Source organism: Limnothrix sp. CMB-01, from assembly GCF_055193175.1.
This window is the reverse complement of the sequence record NZ_CM143720.1, coordinates 1,165,001-1,188,875: the sequence shown is the minus strand read 5'-3', so window position 1 is coordinate 1,188,875 and position 23,875 is coordinate 1,165,001. Positions and strand designations below refer to the sequence as shown.

The 23,875-nt window shown below is 57.0% G+C and carries 20 protein-coding genes (1 of these 20 only partly in view); 11 read left to right on the top strand and 9 right to left on the bottom strand.

From position 1 onward, the window contains the following. Window positions 1–19: 19 nt before the first annotated feature. Window positions 20–1,153 (bottom strand): M15 family metallopeptidase, encoded by a 1,134-nt coding sequence (locus tag ACZA91_RS04970; RefSeq protein ID WP_463184999.1) that lies wholly within the window; start codon window positions 1,151–1,153, stop codon window positions 20–22. 714 nt (window positions 1,154–1,867) lie between these two features. Between ACZA91_RS04970 and ACZA91_RS04965 the strand changes: the two genes are divergently transcribed. Beyond that, window positions 1,868–2,494: a ribonuclease D gene (locus tag ACZA91_RS04965; protein WP_463184997.1), complete on the top strand. Its 627-nt coding sequence runs from the start codon at window positions 1,868–1,870 to the stop codon at window positions 2,492–2,494. A gap of 42 nt (window positions 2,495–2,536) precedes the next feature. Here the strand turns inward: ACZA91_RS04965 and lpxB are convergent, their stop codons facing one another. From lpxB to ACZA91_RS04930, 7 genes are all read right to left on the bottom strand, one after another. Then, entirely contained in the window at window positions 2,537–3,715 is a 1,179-nt protein-coding gene (gene lpxB, locus ACZA91_RS04960; RefSeq protein ID WP_463184996.1) for a lipid-A-disaccharide synthase, read from the bottom strand. Next, entirely contained in the window at window positions 3,708–4,532 is an 825-nt protein-coding gene (gene lpxA, locus ACZA91_RS04955) for an acyl-ACP--UDP-N-acetylglucosamine O-acyltransferase (protein WP_190533906.1), read from the bottom strand. The genes lpxB and lpxA overlap by 8 nt, the downstream gene beginning before the upstream one ends. 79 nt (window positions 4,533–4,611) lie before the next feature. After that, entirely contained in the window at window positions 4,612–5,136 is a 525-nt protein-coding gene (fabZ, locus tag ACZA91_RS04950; protein ID WP_099533514.1) for a 3-hydroxyacyl-ACP dehydratase FabZ, read from the bottom strand. 220 nt (window positions 5,137–5,356) lie between these two features. Beyond that, on the bottom strand, window positions 5,357–6,304 hold the full coding sequence (gene lpxC, locus ACZA91_RS04945) for a UDP-3-O-acyl-N-acetylglucosamine deacetylase (RefSeq protein ID WP_190533909.1): 948 nt from the start codon (window positions 6,302–6,304) through the stop codon (window positions 5,357–5,359). Window positions 6,305–6,399: 95 nt separating this feature from the next. Further along, window positions 6,400–8,616 carry a BamA/TamA family outer membrane protein gene (locus ACZA91_RS04940; RefSeq protein WP_199309254.1) on the bottom strand — a complete coding sequence of 739 codons (2,217 nt, stop codon included), beginning with the start codon at window positions 8,614–8,616 and terminating at the stop codon, window positions 6,400–6,402. A 277-nt stretch (window positions 8,617–8,893) separates the two neighbouring features. Beyond that, window positions 8,894–9,616, bottom strand: coding sequence for a phosphoribosylaminoimidazolesuccinocarboxamide synthase (gene purC, locus ACZA91_RS04935; RefSeq protein WP_099533515.1), 723 nt, complete (start codon window positions 9,614–9,616; stop codon window positions 8,894–8,896). A 181-nt stretch (window positions 9,617–9,797) separates the two neighbouring features. Next, on the bottom strand, window positions 9,798–10,250 hold the full coding sequence (locus ACZA91_RS04930) for a magnetosome magnetite crystal formation protein family (RefSeq protein ID WP_463184993.1): 453 nt from the start codon (window positions 10,248–10,250) through the stop codon (window positions 9,798–9,800). Between the two features lie 512 nt (window positions 10,251–10,762). Between ACZA91_RS04930 and hemB the strand changes: the two genes are divergently transcribed. From hemB to ACZA91_RS04880, 10 genes are all read left to right on the top strand, one after another. Beyond that, window positions 10,763–11,746 (top strand): porphobilinogen synthase, encoded by a 984-nt coding sequence (gene hemB, locus ACZA91_RS04925; RefSeq protein ID WP_190354512.1) that lies wholly within the window; start codon window positions 10,763–10,765, stop codon window positions 11,744–11,746. Window positions 11,747–12,022: 276 nt separating this feature from the next. After that, window positions 12,023–14,266: a choice-of-anchor Q domain-containing protein gene (locus ACZA91_RS04920; RefSeq protein WP_463184992.1), complete on the top strand. Its 2,244-nt coding sequence runs from the start codon at window positions 12,023–12,025 to the stop codon at window positions 14,264–14,266. Between the two features lie 86 nt (window positions 14,267–14,352). After that, window positions 14,353–15,111 (top strand): Uma2 family endonuclease, encoded by a 759-nt coding sequence (locus tag ACZA91_RS04915; protein ID WP_099533519.1) that lies wholly within the window; start codon window positions 14,353–14,355, stop codon window positions 15,109–15,111. Window positions 15,112–15,136: 25 nt separating this feature from the next. Beyond that, the gene (locus ACZA91_RS04910) at window positions 15,137–16,381 is read left to right on the top strand and encodes a tetratricopeptide repeat protein (protein WP_463184990.1); all 1,245 of its coding nucleotides are present in this window, start codon (window positions 15,137–15,139) and stop codon (window positions 16,379–16,381) included. A gap of 53 nt (window positions 16,382–16,434) precedes the next feature. Beyond that, window positions 16,435–16,818 carry a RidA family protein gene (locus tag ACZA91_RS04905; protein ID WP_190354515.1) on the top strand — a complete coding sequence of 128 codons (384 nt, stop codon included), beginning with the start codon at window positions 16,435–16,437 and terminating at the stop codon, window positions 16,816–16,818. Window positions 16,819–16,968: 150 nt separating this feature from the next. Then, complete coding sequence (locus ACZA91_RS04900) at window positions 16,969–17,976, top strand: 2-hydroxyacid dehydrogenase (protein ID WP_393010548.1); 1,008 nt, start codon at window positions 16,969–16,971, stop codon at window positions 17,974–17,976. Window positions 17,977–18,284: 308 nt separating this feature from the next. Next, complete coding sequence (crtR, locus tag ACZA91_RS04895) at window positions 18,285–19,187, top strand: beta-carotene hydroxylase (RefSeq protein ID WP_099533522.1); 903 nt, start codon at window positions 18,285–18,287, stop codon at window positions 19,185–19,187. A gap of 236 nt (window positions 19,188–19,423) precedes the next feature. Further along, window positions 19,424–19,705: a hypothetical protein gene (locus tag ACZA91_RS04890; protein WP_463184987.1), complete on the top strand. Its 282-nt coding sequence runs from the start codon at window positions 19,424–19,426 to the stop codon at window positions 19,703–19,705. Between the two features lie 363 nt (window positions 19,706–20,068). Further along, a complete protein-coding gene (locus ACZA91_RS04885) occupies window positions 20,069–20,266 on the top strand; it encodes an NblA/ycf18 family protein (RefSeq protein WP_099533531.1) in 198 nt (65 codons plus the stop codon). Between the two features lie 515 nt (window positions 20,267–20,781). Further along, complete coding sequence (locus ACZA91_RS04880; protein ID WP_190354517.1) at window positions 20,782–21,468, top strand: lecithin retinol acyltransferase family protein; 687 nt, start codon at window positions 20,782–20,784, stop codon at window positions 21,466–21,468. Window positions 21,469–21,522: 54 nt separating this feature from the next. Here ACZA91_RS04880 and ACZA91_RS04875 read toward each other — a convergent pair whose 3' ends face one another. Next, window positions 21,523–23,875 carry the 3' portion of a ComEC/Rec2 family competence protein gene (locus tag ACZA91_RS04875; protein ID WP_190535553.1) on the bottom strand. The gene runs 5 nt beyond the window's last position, so 2,353 of the gene's 2,358 nt are visible here — the last part of the coding sequence; its start codon lies off the right edge, out of view — the gene reads right to left on this strand; its stop codon occupies window positions 21,523–21,525.

Here is a 23,875-nt window from a genome sequence, read left to right as displayed (position 1 = left end):
ATCGACTGGGAGCGATCGACTAGGAGCGATCGATCAGAGAGCGAGGAGAGGGCTGCGAGTCATTAGGCTGCGAGTTATTCGAATCCTGAGAATCCTGGCTTTCGCGATCCCGCTGATCCACCGCATCAGGGCGCGACTCGATCGGGGAGTCCATCTCATCAGACTCAGAGGGCGAACCGGGGCGATCGGTTGGAGTTGGCGTAGATTCAGGAACTTCAGTCCCAGCGGGGTCACTCCCCGATCGTTCAACCCCTTGCTGACGAGCCTTATAGAAGGTTTCCAGACTGTTGCGATCGCCCACAAAGCGCCAATGCCAAGGTTCATAGGACACGCCTTGACGATTGCCTTCCGGAAACGACAACTCAAAATTAAACCGAGCCGCATGATCCGCCAGCCAGCGGAAAGCTCTCGTTCGTTCAAAGTTCTGATTCAAATTGGTTGAGGGCGCATTGGCATCCCCAATATCCACCGCATAGCCCGTGTGGTGTTCGCTATAGCCGGGGGGCGCACTCACCTCAGCCCGCTTGGTAGCCGCTTGGTTGCGGGCAGCCTTGATGTTAAAAAACACGGACTGTTGTTGTTCCACGGAGCGAAACGCCGACAGCACCACCAAATTCACCCCATCCGCCCGAGCCGCAGCGGCCATGGAGCGATAGGCCCGAGCTGCCGATCGCCGCAATCGCATCTGGCCATCGTTACTAATGGGGCTAAGTTCCGATTGGGGTGCTTCTTCGTAGGGCAAATGGCCCAACAGGGAGTTGGGATCCGGCGTAGGGCTGGCGGGAGCCGTGGGGCTGGGGGTGCTACCGATCATTTGGTCTAAGCGTGCTTGCCAGGCATTGGGCAACTGCCGCACTGACCAAAGGTAGGCAAAACTGCCCGCCGCGATCGCCCCGAGACCCAACAATCCCCCCAAAAGACCCAGCCAGGGCCGCCCCTGGGGCCGCGCCGGCCCATTCACCGCCTGTTGATTCGCATCGCGTACCGCTTCCGGCACTTCGGCACTGCCCATCACCGTCAGCAAGCCAGCTTCCAACTCTGAAGCGCGATCGGGGCGCGAGCGTTTTGACACTTGGGGGCCAACTCCCGCCGCCGAGGAAGGCTTGGCAGTTTGGTTCGATTCAGCCTTCTCAGCCCTATCCGAAGCATCCATACTGAACCACTGGGGCGCGTGCTAGACGATTGCAGCAAAAACTACGCCCCCATTCTAGGGATATTCATCCGCGCCATGGGCCCAAGACCAAAAAATCAGCCCTTATTTAACCCTCGGCCGGAAGTTGAACCGCAACCATAAGGGACTGATTGTTCAGGATCGCAGCGCGAGCACCGGAGTTTCGGAATTCGGATCAGGCTATTTCTGGGTGTTTGCTCTGTGTGCTAGCTTTAGGCGCTTAGAGGATGTTTGAAAAGTATCTTTTGGCCTGTGCCAAACACCAATAGTTGTGGGGGCAAGGGGCTTAAGCCCCTTGTCTACGTCGATCGCTGGAGCGGACAGAGTAGCAATTTTGGCTTTTCAGAGATCCTCTTATGGGTGGATGAGCAGGCTATTTCTTTAGATTGAGTTAATTCTGCTAATTGAATCATGTTAATTTGCGAATTGTCCATTGGGTTAATGCTAATTTGGGGATTGCTAATTTTGTGAATTTCGAATTGGCGAGTACCAAGCTGGCTAGTACGAATTGAGTGCCTTCCTGGGTTGATCATGGCTCACCTAATCACTGATTCATGGCATCTGTGATTGAACCTAACCATGGCTTCAGGGAAAGGCTGCAATTGGGTGAATGCCCAAGGAATTGGGTTGGTGTCAATTCAATTCAATTAATGCCCGTTCGATTAACATTCATTTAATCCGTGATTTCTGAAGAAAATGCTAGAAAATTTCCAGGTTTTTGAACAAGATTTATCAGCGGAAGCCCTGGCTGACTATCGTCAAGCCTCTGCCCTGGCGATCGATACGGAAACCATGGGCCTTAAACCCTGGCGCGATCGCCTCTGTTTGGTACAAATTTGTAATCCGGCGGGGCAAGTGGCCGTGGTGCGAATTGCCCGAGGGCAGACTGGTGCACCAAACCTGAAGCAGCTTTTGGAGAATGAGGCGATCGAGAAGGTTTTCCACTTTGCCCGTTTTGATGTGGCCATGTTGCAATACCACCTGGATATTGCAACGAACCCCATTTTTTGCACCAAAATTGCTAGTAAATTAGCCCGCACCTACAGCCCCAAACATGGCCTCAAAGACCTGATTAATGAACTGGAAGGGGTGGAGTTGGATAAACGCCAGCAGAGTTCCGATTGGGGAAATGCGGTGAATCTATCAGTGGCGCAATTGGAATATGCTTCCAATGATGTGCGCTATTTGCTCAGTGCCCGACAGAAATTAATGGCCATGTTGCAGCGTGAAGAACGTTGGGAATTGGCCCAACAATGTTTTGTGGCTCTCCAAACAATCGTGCAACTCGACTTACTGCAATACGAAAATATTTTCGAGCATTAAAGGCTGCGGTTGTTGCCCCTTATTTCTGCAAGCTAGGAGCGCTTAAATCAAGTTCAAGATTTCCTGGGCTGCCCGATCGGTTGCGCCGTCGCCCCCGAGCCGATCGCGCATGGCTTGGTAGTCCTGCTGAAGCTGGGCGGCCCGATCGGGTTGCAGCAGGGCGATCGCCTCTTGGGCAATTCGATCGGGGCTGGCCTGTTCCTGCATCAACTCCGGGACGATCGCCTGTTCGGCCACCAAATTGGGCGGCGACATGAATGTAATTGAAAACTTCAGCAGATGACGGGCGATCCAAGCGGTGATTGGACTCACTTTGTAAATCACCACCTGCGGCACTTTCAACAGCGCCAACTCCAAATTCACCGTGCCAGATTTGGTCAAGGCTAAGTCGGCGGCGGCCATGGCCAGCAGGCTATCACCGACAATTTCCGCCTGGAGACCAAATTCAGCGATCGCCTGTTCAATGGCGGGTCGGTAAGCGGGCAGAGAAACCGGAATCAAAAACCGAGCCTTGGGGTGATGATCCTGCACTTGGCGAGCGGCCGCAAAAAGGCTGGGCATCAAGAGTTTTAGCTCTTGGCGACGGGAGGCCGGCAGCAACACCACCGCCAATTCATCGGCGCTCAGTCCCCAATGCTGGCGGGCGGCGGCCCGATCGGGGGCTTGGGCCAAGCGATCGATCAACGGATGCCCAATCCACTTCACGGCGGCTCCGTAGCGCTGATAGTAGGTGGCTTCCTGGGGAAAAATCGCCAGAATCACATCCGTCAGCCCCACCACCTGCGTGGTGTTGCGATCGCCCAAAGACCACACCCACTCTTGGGGCGCAATGTAGTAAGCGGTGGGCACTTGGGGCAATTGGCGCTTAAAGAAATGGCCCATGGTCAAATTGGGGCCAATGTAGTCAATAAAAACGGCCACATCGGGCGGTTGCTGGCGGAGGGTGGCTTTGGTTTGCCATTGGAGCTTCAGGGTCGGAATGACGAAGGGCAGAGCTTCCCAAAGGCCGATCGAACCGATCGCACTCGTATCAAAAATCAGCCGGGCCCCCGCCGCCGCCATGCGTGGCCCCCCGAGTGCCGTAATTTCCAAAACCTGACCCCGAGCCGCTGCCGCCCGCTGCAAGGCCTGGATCAACAGGGCCCCCTGCAAGTCCCCGGACACTTCCCCCGTGCTCAGAAAAATCCGCAAAGGGCGATCGGGCGTTCCCAATTTAGTCATGGCTGCTGCGGTGGGGTTTGCGGCCGGTCATCGGGCCCCGCCGTCCCGCCTTAGACTGCTGCAAAAACCGAATCAAGTGTTGCAACGCTTCGCAGGAGGGCAGCAGCATGAGTTCCTCAAGGGCTTGCTCCAGCGTGGCCTCAGAACGATACAAAATCCGAAAGGCTTTGTTCAGGGTTTGGGTGGTCAGGCCGTTGTCTAGCTCGTCATAGCCGGCCCGCTTCAGCCCCACACGGTTCAAGGTGCGCACTCGGCCGGGGCTGCCCTCCACCAACATAAACGGCGGCACGTCCCGATCGATCCGGCTCATGCCGCCGACCATGGCCAACCGGCCAATCTTGACAAATTGATGAACTCCCAACACGCCGCCAATGGTGGCCCGCGACTCGATCGTCACATGGCCCGCCAAGGCCACCCCATTGGCAATCACCACCCCATCTTCAATGAGGCAGTTGTGGGCCACGTGGCTGTAGGCCATCAACAGGTTTCCGTCCCCCACTTGGGTCACTTCCCCTTCGTGGGTGGCGCGGTTGATGGTCACGTATTCGCGAATTTTGTTGTCGTTGCCAATGATCGTTTGGCTGAGGGCCCCTTGATATTTGCGATCTTGAGGCTCTGTGCCGATCGCGGCTCCTGCAAAAATTTGGTTTCGTTCCCCCAAGGTGGTGTAACCGTCAAGGATCACATGGGGGCCAATCTGAGTTTCGGCCCCGATCGAAACGGCGGGGCCAATGACGGCATAGGGGCCGACTGTCACCGTGGGATGGAGTTCTGCGTCGGGATGAACGATCGCCGTCGGATGAATCGCTGCTTTCATGGGATCGGTGCGATCGCGCTGCCCTGACACACTAATACGTTTAGCCAATGCTGAAAAGTCTAGTTCGTCAACTAGTCCGCTAGTCCACCAGGGAGAACATCAACTCGCCCTCACAGGCCAGTTGCCCTTCCACTTCCGCCCGGCCGTGCATTTTGCCGAAGCGTTTTTGCTTCACCCAAAGCAGTTCGACGGTCATGATCAGTTGATCGCCGGGAACCACGGGCCGACGGAAGCGCACTTTGTCAATGCCCCCAAACATGAACAAGCCTTGACCGGGGTTGTCTTGCATTTGGGTGAGCACCACGCCGCCCACCTGAGCCATGGCTTCCACAATCAGCACCCCTGGCATGATCGGGCGATTGGGAAAGTGGCCTTGGAAGTGGGGTTCATTGAAGGTGACATTTTTTAGCCCCACGGCCCGCTTACCGGGAACATAGTCGATGATTCGATCGACCAAGGCGAAGGGGTAGCGGTGGGGAAGCAACCGGTGAATGTCTTCAACGGTGAAGGTGGTGGGCCCAACGGGGCGATCGGCCTGATCCGTTGTGGTTGTGTCCTGGGTCTGGGCGGTGACAACGGGTTCTGGAGCAGAAACAGTGGACATAGGACTTTGCAACCTAAACAACGGGCCAGTGGGCGATCGAGCGGGCAAAACCACGGATGGTCACGAACTCCTGTGAGGGATGGGCGTGCCTATCCGCTGCTGGGCAATTGGATGGGTGTTGACTGAGCAATGGCGGAACTCTGGGCGAGCGCTGATGGTCGAGGACTCATTGCCGATCGGGTTCCGATCAAGGTTCGATCGATGACTGATCAAGGTTCGATCAATCAATTGCCGACCGACTTTCGATCGAAGACCCATTGCCAATCATTGCCGCCAGTTTGGCCACCAGTTGCCCATGAAGACGATGGCTGGCTTTGTAGGCCAAGTAATGGGCGCGCGGAATGGTTCCGAGCAGGGCCAAGTCGCCAACTAAGTCTAAGATTTTATGACGCGCTGGCTCATTTTCATACCGCAAGGGCGGATTCAGCCAGCCCGCTTCGCCACAGACTAGGGCATTGTCCAGGCTGCCACCTCGGATCAGGTTGGCGGCCCGCAGTTGTTCAATTTGGTGGGCTAAGCCAAAGGTGCGGGCAGGGGCAATGTCGTGGGCAAAGGAGCCGGGTTGGGGTTCCGGCTCGATCGGGCAGAAGGCTGCTCCGGGTGACCAACTGTGCCATTGGTTGCCGATCGCGGGTAGGGCAAAGTCAATCCCATAGCTAAATCGCAGTTCCGCGGCGGGCAAGGCGGCCACAAAAGCATCGCCCTCAGGGATCCAAAGGGGTTCAGCAATGGTTGCCGGATCGGTTGCTGGCGTGCGGGTGCTCGGCAAGGCCCGCAGACCAGCTAGGGCGATCGCCCGACACCATTCAATGGCGGAACCGTCCAACAGGGGTACTTCGGGCCCATTAATTTCCACCTGGGCCGCCCCCACGCCACAGGCGACCAAGGCGGCCATCAGGTGCTCGATCGTGCGGACGGTGGCTTGCGGATCTTGGGGCGATCGAACCTCCGTGGACAGTTGCGTTTGAGAAACTAAATCCCAATGCGCGGGAATGACCGGGCGATCGGGCAAATCCGTACGCACAAACCGAATACCCGGTTCCAGGCTGGGCTGCACCCACAGGGTTACGGGCAATCCGGAATGTAGCCCCACGCCCGATCGACTAAAGGCCTGGCCGAGGGTGCGTAGGGGGGCGATCGGGCGCTGGATCTCCGGCGCGATCGCCATAGCCTCCGAGGACGGCCCGACCATTGCGGGTTCCGGTTGGGGTTCCCCTTGCAGTTCTGGTTCTAATGCCGTTGGTAATTCCCTTTGCATTGCCCCTAGAACCGCTCACCGATACCAAAGTGCAGTCGATTGCCGCCCTCGCTGTTCCAGCCATAATCCAGCCGGATTGGGCCAAAGGGCGTGCGGGCCCGCAGTCCAACCCCATAGCCCACACCCCAACCGGGCTTTTCACGCACCACGGCCGGTTGCCCGGGCACATCTTCCCCAGATCCAAGGTCGGTGGCAAAGTCCAGGAACAGCACGCCGCCCACGGGAATTTGTTCCGTTACCTTCAACAGGGGGAAGCGATATTCCACCGAAGATTGGAAGAAGTAGCGACCGCTGCCCACCTCGCCTTCATCAAACCCGCGCACGGAGTTGGTGCCGCCTAGGGGGAAAGCTTCATAGGGAGGCAAGTCTCCAAACACGCCGCCCGCTTGCAGGTTCACGGCGATCGTTTCGGGGCCGTTGGTGAACTTGGTGAATTCCACCGGGAAATAGCGGCTGTAGTTGGCCCGCAGTCGGGTGAAGAAAATACCGGTAATGGGAATGGCTTGATCCAGACCCACCCGGAAGAAGGAGCCTTGGGTGGGGGTGACTCGATCGTTTCGGCGATCGTTGGTCAGGGCCAGTTGCAGGGTGAAGATGTCGTCCTTGCCGTCCTCGTTGAAGGCCAGTTGGTTGCCATCTTCGTCTTCGGGGCTGAGGTCGCCATCGCGATCGACAATGCGCACATGCTGGAACTCTGCCCCCAAGGAGCCGCTCCAGGTGCTGGACAGGGGCCGGCTAAAGACCACGCGCCCCCCGGTGCGATCGACCCGAGGCAGATCGCCATTGTCCAACTCCACTTCGCGCTCACCCCCATCAAAAATCAGCGAGATCGATCGCCGCTTGTAGAGGTTCACCGTGTAGGACGTTCGGTTGGGGTCACCCGCAATCCAAGGATCCGTGAAGCTGAGGTCAAAGCCCAAACCCCGCTCCGACAGTTGCACTTCTGCGCCCAGCTTTTGGTTATTGCCCCCCAGGTTTTGTTCCTGGAAACTGACGGAACCAAAAATGCCGCTGGTGGAGCTAAAGCCCACTTCCGTTCCCAAAACGGCGGTGTTTTTCTCCTGAAGATTCACCGACACATCCACCTTGCGCGGATCCGTGCCGGGATTGAGGGTTAACTGCACATCTTCGAAAATGCCCAGTCCAAAGACGCGCCGCAAATCCTTCTGAATTTGATCGCGGTTAAACACTGCGCCCGGTTTGGTGTCCATTTCGCGGAACACAATGAAATCGCGGGTGCGGCCGGTGACCGTTGTGCCATCTTCGTTGGTGGGTTTGCCCTCGTCGTTCAGGAAGGTGATGTTGATGTCTTCAATTTGCCCTTCCGCCACTTCCAGGGTCACGTTGCCGTCTCGACCCACGCGCGGCGATCCCACCACTTGGGCCAGCACATAGCCATTGGACTGATACCACTGGGTGAGCTGTTTGATCGACTCTTGCAGCTTGTTCAGGTTCAGGGTGGAGCCATACAGGGGGCTGAAGATCCGATCAATTTCCGTGGCTGGCAGCACCGTGGAGCCTTCAATTCGCACCGCCTGTAAAACCGGGTTGGGGGTGACCTCAAAGGTGACCCGTACCCCCAAGGGGGTGTCGTCCGGCACGGCACGCACGTTGGCGAATAGTCCCGTGGCAAAAATGCGGTTGATGTCCTCTTGCAGTTGGCTGCGGGTGGCCGTTTGACCTGGCCGGGTGCGAATGACTTTGTAAACCTCCTCTTGCAAGGTGGCTTCTGCGCCGGCCACAACCACTTCCGCAACCAGAACTCTGGCTTCAGTTGGGGTTTGCTCAGGGGCGGCGGGTTCTTCGGTGGCTGGGCTGGGGGCAGGTTCCCCTTGGGCGATCGCCCCGGTTGAGGGCTGGGGGCTGGGCTGTGCGGGCCCGGCGGCGATCGTGCCGTTGACCGGGTTGGCCGTTGGGGTTGGTGCTGTCGGGCCGGCGGCCACCGCGATCGGGGCGGGGGGCACAGGATTGGCCGTGACCGCTGGGGAAACCGGCGACAACTCCGGAGTCGCGGCCACGGATTCCGTGGCTAGCTCCGCCGTTGACTGGGTGGCCGATGCCGAGTCCGTGGTTGGCTTCGTTGCCGATTCCGCCGTTGATGCTGCTGCCGATTCCGTCGCCGTGGGTGGTTCTGTCGCCCGGGCTGCTGGACTGGTCACCGAGACGATCGTGGCACTTGCAGCCAGCACTGGCCACAGGATCATCAAACGCAAAACACGCATACACTCCTCACCTTAGGACGCAGCCAACTTTCGATGTGGCGGTGGAAACAACGGGTTAGCGTCCAATTTAGCCATTGAGATGGGTTTGAGGCTCGCTGCTGCGCCGTTGCTCCGAATTTAGGGGTCGGACATCGATCGAGGATTGCAATCGACCACGCGCCACCGGGAGCCATCTCACTCCATCTGAATTCGGTTCGCTAACCGACAACCCAACCAACAACCAAAACAGTGCAATCCTACCGCAGGAGTTTGTCGCTTGAGAGTGGCCAGGGGATCTCTAATTCGCCAAAACCTTTTCCAGGACTCGCTGATAAGCCCCTTCCACGTTTCCTAAATCTTGGCGGAAGCGATCCTTATCCAACACTCGGGCGATCGGGTCGGTTTCCTTGGCATCCCACAGGCGACAGGTATCCGGGCTAATCTCATCCCCCAGCACAATCCGCCCGCCGGAGTCGATGCCGAATTCGATCTTGAAGTCCACCAAGATAATGTCGCACTGCTGGAAAAAGTCGCGCAGGATTTCGTTAATCCGTTGGGTCAGCTCCGTAATTTCTCGTACCTGAGCTGGCGTGGCCAACTTCATGGCGTAGATTCGGCCCTCCGTCACCAATGGATCCCCAAATTCATCATTCTTGTAGCAGAACTCAATCAACGGGGGTTCCAGCGGCGTACCCAGGGCAATGCCCGTTTGTTTGCAAAGACTACCGGCGGCAAAATTCCGCACAATCACTTCCAACGGCACGATGGTCAAGGCCCGCACATTCATTTCATTGGGAGCGGGGCAGTCCACAAAGTGGGTCGGCACGCCCGCCGCTTCCAGCTTGCGAAACAGGTGTTCCGACATGGTGCAGTTAATGCGCCCTTTACCCGCGATCGTCCCTCGTTTTTGGGCATTGAACGCCGTGGCATCGTCCTTGTAACAGGCCAACAGAATGGTGGGATCCGCCGTGGCGTACAGGATTTTGGCTTTGCCTTCGTAAAGCTTTTGTAGAGCGGTCATGGATTCCTGAAGCGCAATAATTCCTGAAGCGCAATAAATTTCGACCCATCCAGCTTAGGGCCTGTCGTCCATGGCCAGCCGCTGAGCGATCATGACGGCTCGATGGCCGCCCGGTGGCCTGGTTGGATTGCTGCAATTCTGCACTGCTGTGTGGCTGTTGCGTGGCTAGAGTCCCGTTTGGTTAAATCCCCACCCGATCGCGATCGGGGTTTAGCCATTGCCACAGGAAATCGTAGTGATGGATATAGCCTGGTTCCTCAGCCACGCGGGCGGCCGCCAACAGGGGCGACACCAGCGCCTTAATCGTCAGGGCAATCAGAAACGGAATTCCGACCAGGGCGCTGCAAAGGGCGGCCGCTACCAAAACGTTGAGGTGAAAATTCACAGCCGATCGGGCGTTGGACTGAGCACGGGGGTCAGGAGCCGCCACCATAATTGCGATCGCCAAACCGCAGCAGACCAATTCCAATAACACTGCGCGATCGACCCCGATCGGGGCCAGGGTCACCATTCCCAAGCCGCAGCCCAGGAATACTGACCAGTGGGCCAACGTTGCCAGCCAATCCGACTGATCCGGTTGGGGCGGATTGGTGCGCCAAGGCTCGAACTGCCATTGCCCAAGTTGCCATCCCATAAACACCTCCTGACCGGTCAATGCGGGCGACGATGTGCGGCGGCCGTCTCAACCGAGTTTCAACGTTTCAACCCCAGGTCAACCGACTTGTGTTAGCAACCACGCCACAGCCACACGATCGGGCAACCAAAACATCGATACCTTAGTTCTATCGACTTTTGGGGACAGCATCCTGAGGACTTGGCGGCTTGTAATGTTTATTTGCACTCATTTGTGCCGATCGTGCCGCTTTGCTTCCCCGCTGCTCCAGGGGGCGATCGCGGAGCGCAAGTCACCCAAACCTATTCCTGAACCAATAATCCTGCGTAGATCCTGCGTAAATCCTGAGCAAATCCCGAACCAATTCCAGGCGAATTTCGAGCAAATTCCGAGCAAATCAGTGAAGCCTGAGCACATTTTTCCTGATCAAACTTTACGTATCTTTACGCTCTTATCTCCGTTGGCCCCTCAGGCTTTACGCTAAAAACGCCGATCGGCCTCCCTGTTTTTGAGACTCAATCCTTTAACACCCTATGTTCCCCACCCATCGCCCTCGTCGTTTGCGGACTAGCGAAACCCTGCGCCGCATGGTTGCGGAAACCGTCGTCACCACCAACGATTTGATCTACCCGTTGTTTGCAGTGCCGGGTGAAGGGGTGGCGAATGAAGTGAAGTCGATGCCGGGTGTTTATCAACTCTCGATCGACAAAATCGTTGAAGAAGCCAAACAGGTTTATGACCTAGGAATTCCTGCCATCATTTTGTTTGGAATTCCCGCTGAAAAAGACACCGATGCAACCGGTGCTTGGCATGATTGCGGCATTGTCCAAAAGGCAACCGAAGCCGTGAAAAAAGCCGTGCCCGATTTGGTGGTGGCGGTGGATACTTGCCTGTGCGAATACACCAGCCATGGGCACTGCGGCTATTTGGAAACGGGCGATCTTAGCGGACGAGTTCTGAATGATCCCACCTTGGAATTGCTGAAAAAAACCGCCATTGCCCAAGCCAATGCCGGAGCCGACATCATTGCACCTTCGGGGATGATGGATGGGTTTGTGAAATCCATTCGGGAAGCCTTGGATGCAGCCAAGTTCCAAGATATTCCAATCCTCTCCTACGCCGCCAAATATGCCTCGGCTTATTATGGGCCGTTCCGGGATGCGGCTGAATCAACCCCGCAATTTGGCGATCGCCGCACCTATCAAATGGATCCGGCCAATGGGCGGGAAGCCATCAAGGAAATTGTCCTGGACATTGCTGAAGGGGCAGATATGTTGATGGTGAAGCCGGCTCTGGCCTACATGGACATCATTTGGCGCGTGAAGGAAGCGAGCAATTTGCCTGTGGCGGCCTATAACGTTTCCGGTGAATATTCGATGGTGAAGGCGGCGGCCCTCAACGGTTGGATTGATGAGCAACGCGTGGTGATGGAAACCATGACCAGCTTTAAGCGATCGGGCGCAGATTTGATTCTGACTTACCACGCCAAGGATGTGGCTCGCTGGCTGAAGGGCTAAGCGGATTCCTGAGACGTATTTTCAGGCACTCACTAAGCACCAGTTGCTATGGGGCAAGGGGCTTAGGGCCTGTCGTCAAATCGCCTGAAACCTTGATTCCGCCGTTGGCAGATCGTGGGGGACAAGGGGCTTAAGCCCCTTGTTTTTGATAAAGCTTTTTGGATTCGGTTTTTTAGATCCAGGGTGCTCCTGAGGTAAGTGGCACAGGCGGCGGCACTCGAATTCAGGAAGCTGCGTCTGCTAAAACAGGCCTCAACAAGTCTCTCCTGGAAATCTATGACACTCGTTACCTCCCTGGCCGATAACGGCCCCGGTTCCCTGCGTGCGGCCTTGGCGGCGGCCCCCAATGGCGACACCATCACCTTTGCCCCCAACTTGGCCAACCAAACCATTCGCCTCACCAGTGGCCAACTGTTGGTCGATCGGGACATCATCATCGATGGAGCTAATGCGCCAGGGTTGGTGATTAGCGGCAACGAAAGCAGCCGGGTGTTTTATGTCAGCAAGCAGGGCGGTTCCGCCACGTTTCGCAACCTGACCGTGGCTGATGGGCGCACCCGAGGAGCCACCAACGTCAGCACTTCCGGCGCGGGGATTGGCACTGACATTCGCGTTAACCTGACGATCGATAACGTCACCTTCCGCAACAACGAGGCGGAAAACTTCTCCGGTGGTGCGGTGTCCCTGGAGTTTCAGGGGAAGGGCACGATCACCAACAGCCGCTTTGACAATAACCGAGCCAGTCAAAAAAATAGCGGCTCGATCGTGGAGTTTGGGGCCGGCGCGGTGCAAAGTTGGGCCGAAACGACGCTGGTGGTGCGCAACAGCGAATTCACCAACAACAAAGGAACCAACGGCGGGGCGATCGGCACGATCCAAACCGAATTGCTAGTGGAAAACAGCCGTTTTCTGGGCAACGATTCCAGCAAAGGCGGCGCGGCCTTTTGGGGCCAAGGCGGGGCCATCTACGCTGACGCTGCCAGCAAATTTGGCGATGGGGTGGGTGGTCAAATGATCATTCGGAGCAGCTACTTTTCGGCCAACCGAGCCGCTGCTCAAGGGGGGGCGCTTTCGCTCTATCCCTACCGACCGGACAAGGCGTTGATTGAGAATTCAATCATTGTTGACAACACCGTGGTGGCCGATCCGGGCGGGAATGGCTTGGGGGGCGGTGTGCGCTTGGCCGTGGGTGATGCGATCATTCGCAACAGCACGATCGCCAATAACAATGCTGAAACTCAAGGTGGCGGGGTTTGGATTGCGGAAGATGCTTCGGTGCAAATCATCAACACCACGATCGGGAATAACAAAGCGGTGAATCCCGATCCGCTGCGGGGAATTGGCGGCGGCATTTTCTTTGCCAATAATCAGGCGAACAAGCTCATTAATGTCACCTTGGCTAACAACACCGCGAGTGGCTTTGGCGGCGGCATTTTCAAAAATGATGCGTCCTCGGTGGAAGTCACGAACAGTTTGTTCGTAAACAATCGGGCCGGCAACAGCTTTAGCGAATCGTTCCAAACCAACCGCACCCTGACCGATGGGGGTAATAACCTGCAATTTCCCGCCTCGTTGCCCGGGGGCAAAGATCCGCAAATTACCGGCAGCGCGATCGTAGCCGATCCAAAGCTGGGGCCCCTGCAAGACATTGGCGGCGGCCAATTGGGCTATTTGTTGCAAGCGGGCAGCCCGGCCATTAACGCCGGAAAAGCCGTGGCCGGTGTGACGACGGATCAGCGCAGTTTGCCGCGTGATGGGGCGATCGACATTGGCTCCACGGAATTTGGTGTGGGTGGCGGTGGTACAACTCCGCCCCCAGCCGGTCAGTTCACTTCCGGTAATGATGACCTGAACTTGACCGATAACGCTGATTCGGCCGATGCCCTGGCCGGGAACGATCGGGTGGTGGCCCTCAGCGGGAGTGACAATGTTTTTGGGAATGCGGGCGATGACAGCCTCTTTGGGAATGCGGGTGATGACACGCTGTTGGGTGGCGATGGTGCGGATTTCCTGTTTGGCGGGCGCGATCGCGATCGACTCTTTGGCAACCTAGGCAATGACCAGATCTTCGGCAACATCGGTGACGATGAGCTTTATGGCGGTCGTGATGCGGATAGCCTGTTTGGCGGCCAAAACAACGACAGCCTGTTTGGCAACATCGGTGCAGACTTGCTCTCGGGTGATTTGGGTGATGATTCCCTCTTTGGGGGGCAAGACAATGACACCCTGGTGGGCGGTGACGGGGCTGATTTGCTCTCGGGCGATTTGGGCAACGATCTCCTCACGGGGGGCGCAGGGGCCGATCGATTCATCATCGGTTTCGGCAAGGGCACGGAAACGATTACTGATTACCAAGACGGCACGGACAGGATTTTGCTGGCGGCTCCGTTGGCCTTTGGTGGCCTCAGTTTTGCCACGGTCAGCGGTGGGGCGGAAATTCGCTTTGGCAGTGAGGTGTTGGCCTTTGTGCAGGGGGTGAGTCCGGCGGTGTTTGACCCGGCGGACTTCGGAACCATCTAGCACCATCCAAGGGGCGATCGCCCAATCCAACCTGGCCGATCGCCCCTTGTCATAATGAGATCAATTGCGATCGTGAGGATCCGCCGATGATTGCCCAAACCCCCAGCGCACCGGGAATAATCCAACCGAAACCGATCGAGTATCCCGACAGCGACGGCCAGCCGATGGCAGACAACACCAAACAATTCCAATGGATTCAAACCATCCATAGCAACCTCGCTGCCCTCTTTGCCAACGATCCCCAAGTCTTCGTAGCGGGCGACTTGCTTTGGTATCCCGTTGAAGGCGACAACAAAACCCGTCAAGCGCCCGATGTGATGGTGGTGTTTGGCGCACCTAAGGGCGATCGGGGTTCCTACATGCAATGGCGTGAAAACAACATCGCCCCGCAGGTGGTGTTTGAAATTTTGTCGCCGGGGAATCGCCTAACCGAAATGATGAAGAAGCAGATGTTCTATCACCGCCACGGCGTGGAGGAATATTACATCTATGACCCCGATCGCAACGACCTGAGCATCTTGATTCGGGGGGCAGGCGAGGCGCTGGAACCGGTGGATGAACCGGATAGTTGGGTCAGTCCTCGGTTGGGCATTCGGTTCCAACTGGGCGAAGAAACCCTCACGCTCCTGCGGCCAGACGGCCAGCCTTTTTCCACCCTGATTGAGGAGCGCCAACGGGCTGAACAAGCGGAGCAGCAAGCCGCACAAGCACGGGAGCAAGCTGAGCAGGCCCAACAACAGGCGGCAGAAGAGCGCCAACGGGCTGAACAGGCCCAGCAGCGTGCCGATCGCCTCGCGGCTCGACTGCGAGAATTGGGGCTGGATCCCGAAACGATCGACCCCTAAAGCACAGGAAAGGGAGTAAGCATCGATGTTGCGATCGCTCAAAATTGGCCGGGTCAAAATCGGCTTGGTGGGATGGGGACTTTGGCTAGGGACGATCGCCCCTGGCCAGTCGATCGCCTGGGCCATGCCTTCGCCAATGTCCGAACCACCGGTTTTGCCGGTTTTGCCGGTTTTGATTGATTGCCAAAACTTGCAACCGGCTCCCGATCGCAGCAAAACCCTTCCCCCCGACGCAGCGGAAAACCTGGGTGATTGGCAGCTTTGCACCCAGCATCCTGAAACCGCGATCGAGTGGTATCAAACAGCCCTGGCCGGTTACCGTGCCTTGGGAGAAAGTGCCGAGGCATCCGTAACGATCGCCCTGTTCAAGCTGGCTCGGGCCCACCTGATGGCTGAACAGCCCACCGCTGCTCTGGATTACTACCACCAGGCGATCGAGCGAGATCCGATCTATGGCTTCTTGGATTTATTCCTGGAACGGCAGGTTTCGCCCCTAGGAGAACCGGTCACGGACTCTGGATTGCGGGGCAATGGCTACAGCGGCCCCACCCGAGCGGAACCCTCGATCGCCGCCAGCGCCCAGTTTGAGCTGGCCTACGACTCCTATCGCCTTGGGCAAATCACCGCCGCCCTTCAGGCCTATCGCACCGCCTTGCAACTGCGGCCCAACTTTGCCCAGGCCCACTTAGGGCTAGGCATGGTTCTGGAGCGACAAATGGACTACGAAGGCGCAATCCGAGCCTATCAAACTGCCCTCAAACTGGAGCCAGACTTGGTTTGGGGTCATTACCGCCTAGGTGCGTTGCTCACCATTCGCTATCAACCAACGGCGGCCCGGGCCGCCCTGCGGCGGGTGGTGGATGCCCACACGGGTCTCGATTCCTTGGGAGAAGCGGTTAAAGCGGCAATCGTCGAAGACCTAATGGGGGATTTCTACCAATCCCGAGGAGACTCGGCCGAGGCCGATCGCGCCTATCAACGGGCCCTGGCCCTCGCTCCCCAGGGGCCGGGTTTTTACCTAAAGCTGGGGAAAAACTGCCTGATTTGGGGCCAACATCAACGGGCGATCGACTCCTTTCGTGCTGCCCTGGTCCAACTGCCGCCCGACCATCCCGATCGGGAACTGGCTGAAGTGGGCATTGCCGAAGCCCTGGTTTGGTCGGATCGTTGGGCCGAGGCCGGGGCCCAGCTAGACAGCGTTCTTCAGCGTTGGCCCAACTCTGCTGATGCCCAGAAATTAAGGGATCATGTCAACAGTCGGCCCCGTTAGCGTCGGTTATCCTATCCCATGGTTCAAAAATCATTTCCTAGGGATGTTTCCAGATGGCTCGACAACTGATTAGCTCCGGCTCGCCGTTTGAAGCAGAAATCGGCTATAGCCGCGCCGTGCGCCAGGATCCCTGGGTTTTCGTGTCGGGCACGACGGGCTTCAACTACGACACCATGACGATTTCCGACAGCGTGGCCGAGCAAACCGAGCAGTGCCTCAAAAACATCGAAGCCGCTCTCCAGCAAGCGGAATCCTCGTTGAAAGATGTGGTGCGCGTCACCTATATCCTGCCGGATGCGGCGGATTTTCCCCAATGTTGGCCGGTGTTGCAGCAATATTTCGGCGAAGTGCGCCCCGCTTGCACGATGATCACCGCTGGGTTGGCTGACCCGGCCATGAAGATTGAAATTCAAGTGACCGCCCTCAAGCAGTCCTAGGCGATCGATCTCGGTGGCTGGCTGGGGCTGGAGTTGACCAGGGCCGATCGCAGGCCATTGACGTGATCGCCCCATCCCCAAAATTCCCGTGGCATCATGCCCACAGGCCCGATTCAAGGGTTCTGGGACGTTTAGAGTTTGGGGAAACCTATGAAAGTTGCCGTTTTCAGCACGGAACCCTACGATCGCCAATTTTTGGATGCCGCCAACGCCAACGCTGGTCATCCCCACGAACTGGTTTACTTTGATACTCGCCTCGAAGCCCACACCGCCGCCCTTGCCGCTGGATTTCCCGCCGCTTGCATTTTCGTGAACGATGACGGAGGGCCCGAAACCCTCAAACTTCTGGCCGACAACGGCACAAAACTGATCACCCTTCGCTGCACGGGCTACAACAACGTTGATCTGCGTGCCGCCCAAGACTGTGGCCTCACCGTTGCTCGCGTCGCGGTCTATTCTCCCTACTCCGTGGCCGAGCATGTGGTGGGTTTGATCCAAGCGCTCAACCGCAAGCTGCACCGAGCCTATAACCGCGTGCGGGACGATAATTTTTCCCTCAATGGCCTGTTGGGCTTTGATCTTCACGGCCGGACGATCGGGATTGTGGGAACGGGGAAAATCGGCTTGATTTTGGCTCAAATCATGACCGGCTTTGGCTGCAAAGTGCTGGGCTATGATGTCTATCCCAACGCCCAATTTGAAGCGATCGGGACGGCCCGCTATGTCTCCTTGCCGGAGCTGTTTGCCCAGTCAGACATCATCTCCCTCCATTGCCCTCTGACCCACGACACGCACCATCTGATCAGCAAACAGGCGATCGATCAGATGAAGCCCGGCGTAATGCTAATCAACACCAGCCGCGGCCAATTGGTGGACACCAAAGCCGCGATCGAGGGCATCAAATCGGGTCAAATTGGCTATCTGGGCATCGATGTCTACGAACAAGAGGCCGAACTCTTTTTCCGTGACCTGTCCGACACCGTGATTCAGGACGATACCTTCCAGTTGCTGCAATCGTTCCCGAACGTGATCATCACCGCTCACCAAGCCTTCTTTACCCGCGAAGCCTTGGGGGACATTGCTCGCACCACCATTGAAAACCTCACCGCCTTCGAGCAACACCAACCGATCGCCAATGAGGTGCGCCTTCCTGATTAGGGATCACGGCCGATCGATCACGACTCAGGTTCTTTTCTGCCCTTCTCAGTCATTGCCTTCAGTGTTAATTGATCAGGGGCGTGCAGTTGTGCGCCCTCTGCGCCCTCATGGATTTGGCCCATGCTGAGCAATCGGATCCATCAGCATTGCCCTGCACCGGTTGGCCGGAACTTACCGGACTTTGCAGGTTTGAAAGACCAGGCTTTAGAGAAATACAACAATTGGTTAAAAAGGATTGCGGGTTGTTGCCGTATCATTCTTAGAAGTATTTTTAACAAACCATAACGTTTCTCAGCCAAGGAGCGACCATGACGATCGCGGTGGCCCCCGAGCAGCCCACGACCGCAGTGCAGCACGTTCCGCGAGAATATCTCGACCCACCCCAGGAACTGTTTAACCCCACGCTGCTAATGATGGTGGCCGCCACCGCAATTGTGGTGCTCTCCGTCTGTGGCTATTGGCTATGGCACTGGCCGGACTGGATTTGTTTTTGTGCCAATGTGCTGGCGATGCACCTGTCGGGAACCGTCATTCACGACGCATCCCACAACGCCGCCCACAAGTACCCGATCGTCAATGCCATCCTGGGCCACAGCAGCGCCCTGATGTTGGGGTTTGCGTTTCCTGTGTTCACGCGGGTTCACCTGCAACATCACGCCAACGTCAACGACCCCAAAAACGACCCCGATCACTTTGTTTCCACCTGCGGGCCCCTGTGGTTAATTGCACCCCGGTTTTTCTATCACGAAATTTTCTTCTTCCAACGCAAGCTCTGGCGCAAGTATGAGTTGCTGGAATGGTTTCTGAGTCGAATGGTGCTGGTGGGCATTGTGTGGGCCGGCATCCATTGGGACTTCATTGGCTATGTGATGAATTTCTGGTTCTCGCCCGCGTTGGTGGTGGGTTTGGCCCTGGGATTGTTTTTTGACTATCTACCCCATCGGCCGTTTGAGGAGCGCAATCGCTGGAAGAATGCACGGGTCTATCCGAGTGCTCTGCTGAATTGGTTGATTTTGGGGCAAAACTATCACCTGATTCACCACCTTTGGCCCTCAATCCCCTGGTATCACTACAAAACGGTTTATGAACGGGTGAAGCCGTTGTTGGATCAGAAAGGATCGCCGCAGACGCTGGGCATTCTGGGAGACCAAAAAAATTTCTGGAATTTCATGTATGACGTGTTCTTGGGCATTCGTTTCCATCGCCACTGAGCCAGGTTGAGCCAGGTTGATGAGCAACATCGGGCGGTATTGAGCGATCGGGAAACAAGAGCCAGGCTCAGATCAGCATGATTTGTCAGGAAACCCGGGTATTCATCGCTGATTGATGACTAATTTGCTGATTTGATCCCGATAAATTTCTGATTAATTCCTGACGACTTCCCGATCGATTGCTCAACCTCAGTTCTGTCTCAGTTCCGTATCAATCCCCTGTCTGGCGATCGTCAATGCCAGGCAGGGGTTGCTTTTTGACCCGATCGCTCCTGGGATCCGGCTCGGGGGCCGAGCTGTTGGGTGGATGGGTTGGTTCAACCTATTGGTTGCTGATTGGTTGCTGGCTCTGTGCTCTTTGTTGGCCACAAGCATTTTGCCTCGGAAAAATTCGCTACACCATTAGCACTTCCCCGATCGCCCCCTGTGATCGGGTTGTGGCCTTGGGTTGCGGATGCAGTACCCTGCTGCCTTGCCCTCTTCTCCCGAAGCTGTTTTCAGACCTGCGCGATCGATGATTGCAACCGGGAGAAATGAAACCAATCGCTCCAACATTACGCGGTCACAGGTTTTGGCTCCCCGCTAGGGCGATCGGGACAATGTGTCCAGCCATCCGGATGGCCGCTCGCTGTGATGGGAACCATGAGGAAATGCAATCAGTCTTTGGATAAAACTGTATGCATTTTGTCAAACACTCGTTACAAGATGTCATAATCTAAAGAGCAGATAGGTCATTCAACCTTGACGTTGCCCCACCCATGGGGATCAAGGTTGAAACCAACGACCATCTGCGGTGCGATCGAGCCGAATCCCTACGACGACACAACAACTCGGCGATCGCGCGGGACTTCGCAACCGCTACACCCAGTGAGGTGACTACCATGGATCATTCATTTGAATTGAGCCTCGAACAGCAGTTCAACATCCGCTCCTTCGAAAGTCAGGTAGCCCACATGAGCCTTGAGCAGGCCCAGCAATTCTTGGTTGAGCTGTATCGCCAAATGATCGTCAAAGAAACCATGTACAAGGAGTTTCTGAAGCATGAGTGGGGTCTCGGCGAGCGTTTTCAAGCGCCCTAGGCCAGCGCCCTAGCGGTTCCCATCCGCTGCAACCCGATCGACTCGGTGCGAGCTGCCTCCGTCTCCTGCTCTGTTCCCGTTGTGAACCGAACTGGGGGTGTTGGGGTAACGCTCTCCCACCCAAGGCCAAAGGGTTGTCCCCGTTCCGAGAATCGAATTGCTGAGCTTGGCTGCTGACTCTGTGCGCCGACCTGCCCACAGCCCTCTGGTTCAAACGCTTCCGAACACCACCCCACAATGTCATGTTGAATGGTTTGCCTCCTGAGAACACCGGGCCCGGCACCCGAAAGTTATTCCGAAAGTCCATAAAGAACGCTAGCTTGGAGGGGATACGATTTCGATCGGATCCCCTCTTGGCTTCAGGGGCTAAGGGGCGGTGGTAACTGTTCTCGATCGCTACGTTGATCATCGCTACGTTGGCCACTGTCGGTGATCACTCCCGATCGCTGTAGCGGTGGTGATCCGCTTAACTCGTAGTTAGTTGGTTTTAAGGTTTGGTACGAGGATTTTGACCCATGGCGTGGGGCGACCAAATTTACGTGATGCGATCTCTGGCCGGGTTGCAAAGTGCCTATGAGCATCACGGGATTGATTGTGGTGATGGAACCGTGATCCATTACTCCAAGCGCGGTGAAGTGCCCAAGGTGACGCGCACATCCTTGCTGGAATTTGCCAGCACGCAACCGGTCACCGTGAAGCGCTATGCCACTTGCTATTTGCCCGATGCGACGATCCAGCGCGCGGCCAGTCGGTTAGGGGAAACAAAATATAGCCTGCTGCTGAATAATTGCGAGCATTTTGCCACCTGGTGCAAAACGGGCCGGGCGGTGAGTCATCAAGTACAAGACTTTTTGCCTTTTCTGGAAAAAGCGGATCCCGATTGGGTTGATCAGGTGCTGCATCAGCCTACGGAGTCGGGGGATGAGCAGGCCCAGGTGCAGGCTATTCTCGATCGCGCCTTGGCGGATATCAAACCGGTTTGGAATAATTTGCAACCGCAATACAACCGGGCTGTGGATGAGCTGCGGGATTGGCATGAGGTGGCGTTGTTGGCCATGCAGCAAGGGAGGGAGCCGGTGGCGCGGCGGGCGATCGCCCGGAAGTTGGCGGCCAAAGAGCGGGCCCAAACCCTCAAGACAGATCTCGATCGGTTGGCGGAGATGACTGAAACATTGCTGCGGAACGCTAAAAAAATCTCATAATCCACTGCGCGACTCCGTTAAATTCTGGAGCGTTGAAGCCTTGATCGCTGAAGCCTAAAGCGGTTGGTCGCTGGGGATGCTGTCTAGGGCAGCCCGCCAACCTTGATTGGCAGTCCAGGTGATGGCTCCGTCTTCGCCGGTTTGGTAAAGTTGCGCCCGCTGCGATCGCAAGAGGGGGGTAACGGTGGGTGCTAGTTCACGGGTGGAGGCGATCGCCCAGCGGGGTTGCAAAGCGGCCACCAGTTCCGGGGCGAGGTCTTGACCTGGCCACCAAAGACCAGTGACCGATCTCACCTGTCCCGTTTGGGCGAGCAGTTTTTGTTGAGCGACGGAACAATTGCCCAGGAGAAACCAGCGCTCTTTCCCCAACTCTAAGGTTAAGGCAGGGGCGATCGGGTCAATGACTGTGAGGTTGGCGCGGCCCATGCGCAAGGTTTGACCGGCTGTCAGGTTGCTGTAGCGACCGTTGCGAACCCGAGCAGCACTGACCATGGCTCGATCGACATTAGAAGCGGCCGTTTGTAGCGGTTGATCGTATAGGTTGGCGATCGGTTGTTGTTCCAAGATTCGCAGCCACCCTCGCCGTCGATCGGGGCGATCGCTCATCACCACCCCAACTTCAATGCGGTTAATGCCCTGTTGGCGCAAGAAGGGCAACACCGTGAACTGAGCTACGGGTAAGTCTCCGGCTCCCGCCAGCAACAAGCGCCCTCCATCCCGCACAGCTAACATCGGTTGGCTGCCCGCATCCAGAACGGTGGCCGTGAGTTCCCCGCTGCGAGCCAACCAACCGGGCCCGATCGCCACCACTAAAGCCCCGATCGCCACTAGGCCCCAACGATTGGCCCGCTGAAACCAGGGCCATTGCCAAACGGCCACCAGCAGGAGATATAAAACCAACAACTGCCCGATCGAGATTGCTCCCACGGCGATCGCGCTGCCTGGCCAACTGGCGATCCATTCTCCAAAGGTCAACAATCCCCGCACGGGATAAACCAAGCCGCTGGCCAACCAGTTTCCCAAGGGGGGCAACAGGCCAATTGCCACCGCTGCAATCAACCCCGCCACCGTTAACACCGATACCCAAAGACTGGTCAAGGCTGAGGCGATCGGCCCATAGACAGAAATCTGATAAAAAGCCCACAGTTGCACTGGAATCGTCCAAATTGTCGCCGCCAGGGCTGAGGCGATCGGTTCCGACGCAAACTCCGGCAGCCAGCTCAACCGCTGGGCGATCGCCGTCGCCGACACCACCAGCCCCAAAGTGGCCAGCACACTAAACTGAAATCCCAAGTCCCAAATCCAGAGCGGGTTCCAGCACAACATCACCACCACCACCGCCAGCAACGCGCCTAAGGAATTCACTTGGCGCTGTTGAGCCATCCCCCATAGAACCGCTGCCCCCATCAACCCCGCCCGCAGCACGGAGGGACTGGCCCCCGCCAGCCAAACATAACCCCCGAGCAAGATTCCACCCCCGATCGCCACCGCCAAGGGCAAGGGGCGCACCCGAATCAACCCTAAAAAGACCCCCAAAATCACCACAATCTGAAACCCAGATGCAGCCAACATATGGGACAGGCCAGCTCGCACAAAAGTGGTTTGTAGATCTGCGGGCAAGTCCACGGCCAGCCGACCCAAAATCAAGGCTCCCAGAAACGCGCCTTCCGGAAATCCCATCACCTTGACTAGGGATTGCACCAGGCGCTTGCGCACCATTTGCGGATTGAAGGCACTGAGGCTCCACCAAGAATCTGGTTGCACCGCCCCATCAATGGTCTGAACCGTTTGCCCAGAGATCCCTGCAAAACTACCTTCCCGCTGCAAATACCAAGCAAAGTCAAACCCGCCGGGGTTAGTGGGCCGTTGCGGTCGATATAACCGTCCCGTCACTTCCACCATCTGACCCGGTTTCAGCCCCGTTGCTTGGAGCAGAGGAACCGTTGCATAGACTCGGCCCGTAACGCTCTGGGCCAGATTTTGGGGGGGTGGGTTGATGGCGGGGCCGGTGGCCGTTGGAATTTGCAGCAATTGCGTGGATTGCAACCAAAATCTGGCTTTGCCGGATTGGGTGATTTGATAAGCCGAGTCCACTTGACCCCGAACGGTGGCCAGCTCGATCGCCTGGCCGGCCTGTTCCAAACGGGCGATCGCGCGGCTAATGTCATCCGTGCCCGGCTGTGGCAGTCGCCATTGCAAATACAGCGTCGCCATCAATCCCACACAACCTGCCACCACCCAAAACAAGGGCTTCAAGCTCGGGTCAAGCCAGGGCAACCGCCGGGCGATCACACTCGATCGCACCCCCGCCATCACCAGCCCCAAGCCCAGCAACCACAACCCGCCACCCGGCAGTCCCCAGACCAGCAATCCCGCCACAAATGCCAACCCCAAAATTGCCGGCCCC

Bases quoted from the DNA above. Each gene is read 5' to 3' on its own strand.
- ACZA91_RS04885 (WP_099533531.1), top strand. From the start codon at position 20,069: ATGGATCATTCATTTGAATTGAGCCTCGAACAGCAGTTCAACATCCGC.
- ACZA91_RS04970 (WP_463184999.1), bottom strand. From the start codon at position 1,153: ATGGATGCTTCGGATAGGGCTGAGAAGGCTGAATCGAACCAAACTGCC.
- ACZA91_RS04965 (WP_463184997.1), top strand. From the start codon at position 1,868: ATGCTAGAAAATTTCCAGGTTTTTGAACAAGATTTATCAGCGGAAGCC.
- ACZA91_RS04940 (WP_199309254.1), bottom strand. From the start codon at position 8,616: ATGCGTGTTTTGCGTTTGATGATCCTGTGGCCAGTGCTGGCTGCAAGT.
- ACZA91_RS04905 (WP_190354515.1), top strand. From the start codon at position 16,435: ATGGCTCGACAACTGATTAGCTCCGGCTCGCCGTTTGAAGCAGAAATC.
- crtR (WP_099533522.1), top strand. From the start codon at position 18,285: ATGACGATCGCGGTGGCCCCCGAGCAGCCCACGACCGCAGTGCAGCAC.
- ACZA91_RS04910 (WP_463184990.1), top strand. From the start codon at position 15,137: ATGTTGCGATCGCTCAAAATTGGCCGGGTCAAAATCGGCTTGGTGGGA.
- lpxB (WP_463184996.1), bottom strand. From the start codon at position 3,715: ATGACTAAATTGGGAACGCCCGATCGCCCTTTGCGGATTTTTCTGAGC.
- ACZA91_RS04880 (WP_190354517.1), top strand. From the start codon at position 20,782: ATGGCGTGGGGCGACCAAATTTACGTGATGCGATCTCTGGCCGGGTTG.
- ACZA91_RS04930 (WP_463184993.1), bottom strand. From the start codon at position 10,250: ATGGGATGGCAACTTGGGCAATGGCAGTTCGAGCCTTGGCGCACCAAT.
- ACZA91_RS04900 (WP_393010548.1), top strand. From the start codon at position 16,969: ATGAAAGTTGCCGTTTTCAGCACGGAACCCTACGATCGCCAATTTTTG.
- fabZ (WP_099533514.1), bottom strand. From the start codon at position 5,136: ATGTCCACTGTTTCTGCTCCAGAACCCGTTGTCACCGCCCAGACCCAG.
- ACZA91_RS04890 (WP_463184987.1), top strand. From the start codon at position 19,424: ATGCCAGGCAGGGGTTGCTTTTTGACCCGATCGCTCCTGGGATCCGGC.
- hemB (WP_190354512.1), top strand. From the start codon at position 10,763: ATGTTCCCCACCCATCGCCCTCGTCGTTTGCGGACTAGCGAAACCCTG.
- lpxA (WP_190533906.1), bottom strand. From the start codon at position 4,532: ATGAAAGCAGCGATTCATCCGACGGCGATCGTTCATCCCGACGCAGAA.
- ACZA91_RS04915 (WP_099533519.1), top strand. From the start codon at position 14,353: ATGATTGCCCAAACCCCCAGCGCACCGGGAATAATCCAACCGAAACCG.
- ACZA91_RS04920 (WP_463184992.1), top strand. From the start codon at position 12,023: ATGACACTCGTTACCTCCCTGGCCGATAACGGCCCCGGTTCCCTGCGT.
- purC (WP_099533515.1), bottom strand. From the start codon at position 9,616: ATGACCGCTCTACAAAAGCTTTACGAAGGCAAAGCCAAAATCCTGTAC.
- lpxC (WP_190533909.1), bottom strand. From the start codon at position 6,304: ATGGCGATCGCGCCGGAGATCCAGCGCCCGATCGCCCCCCTACGCACC.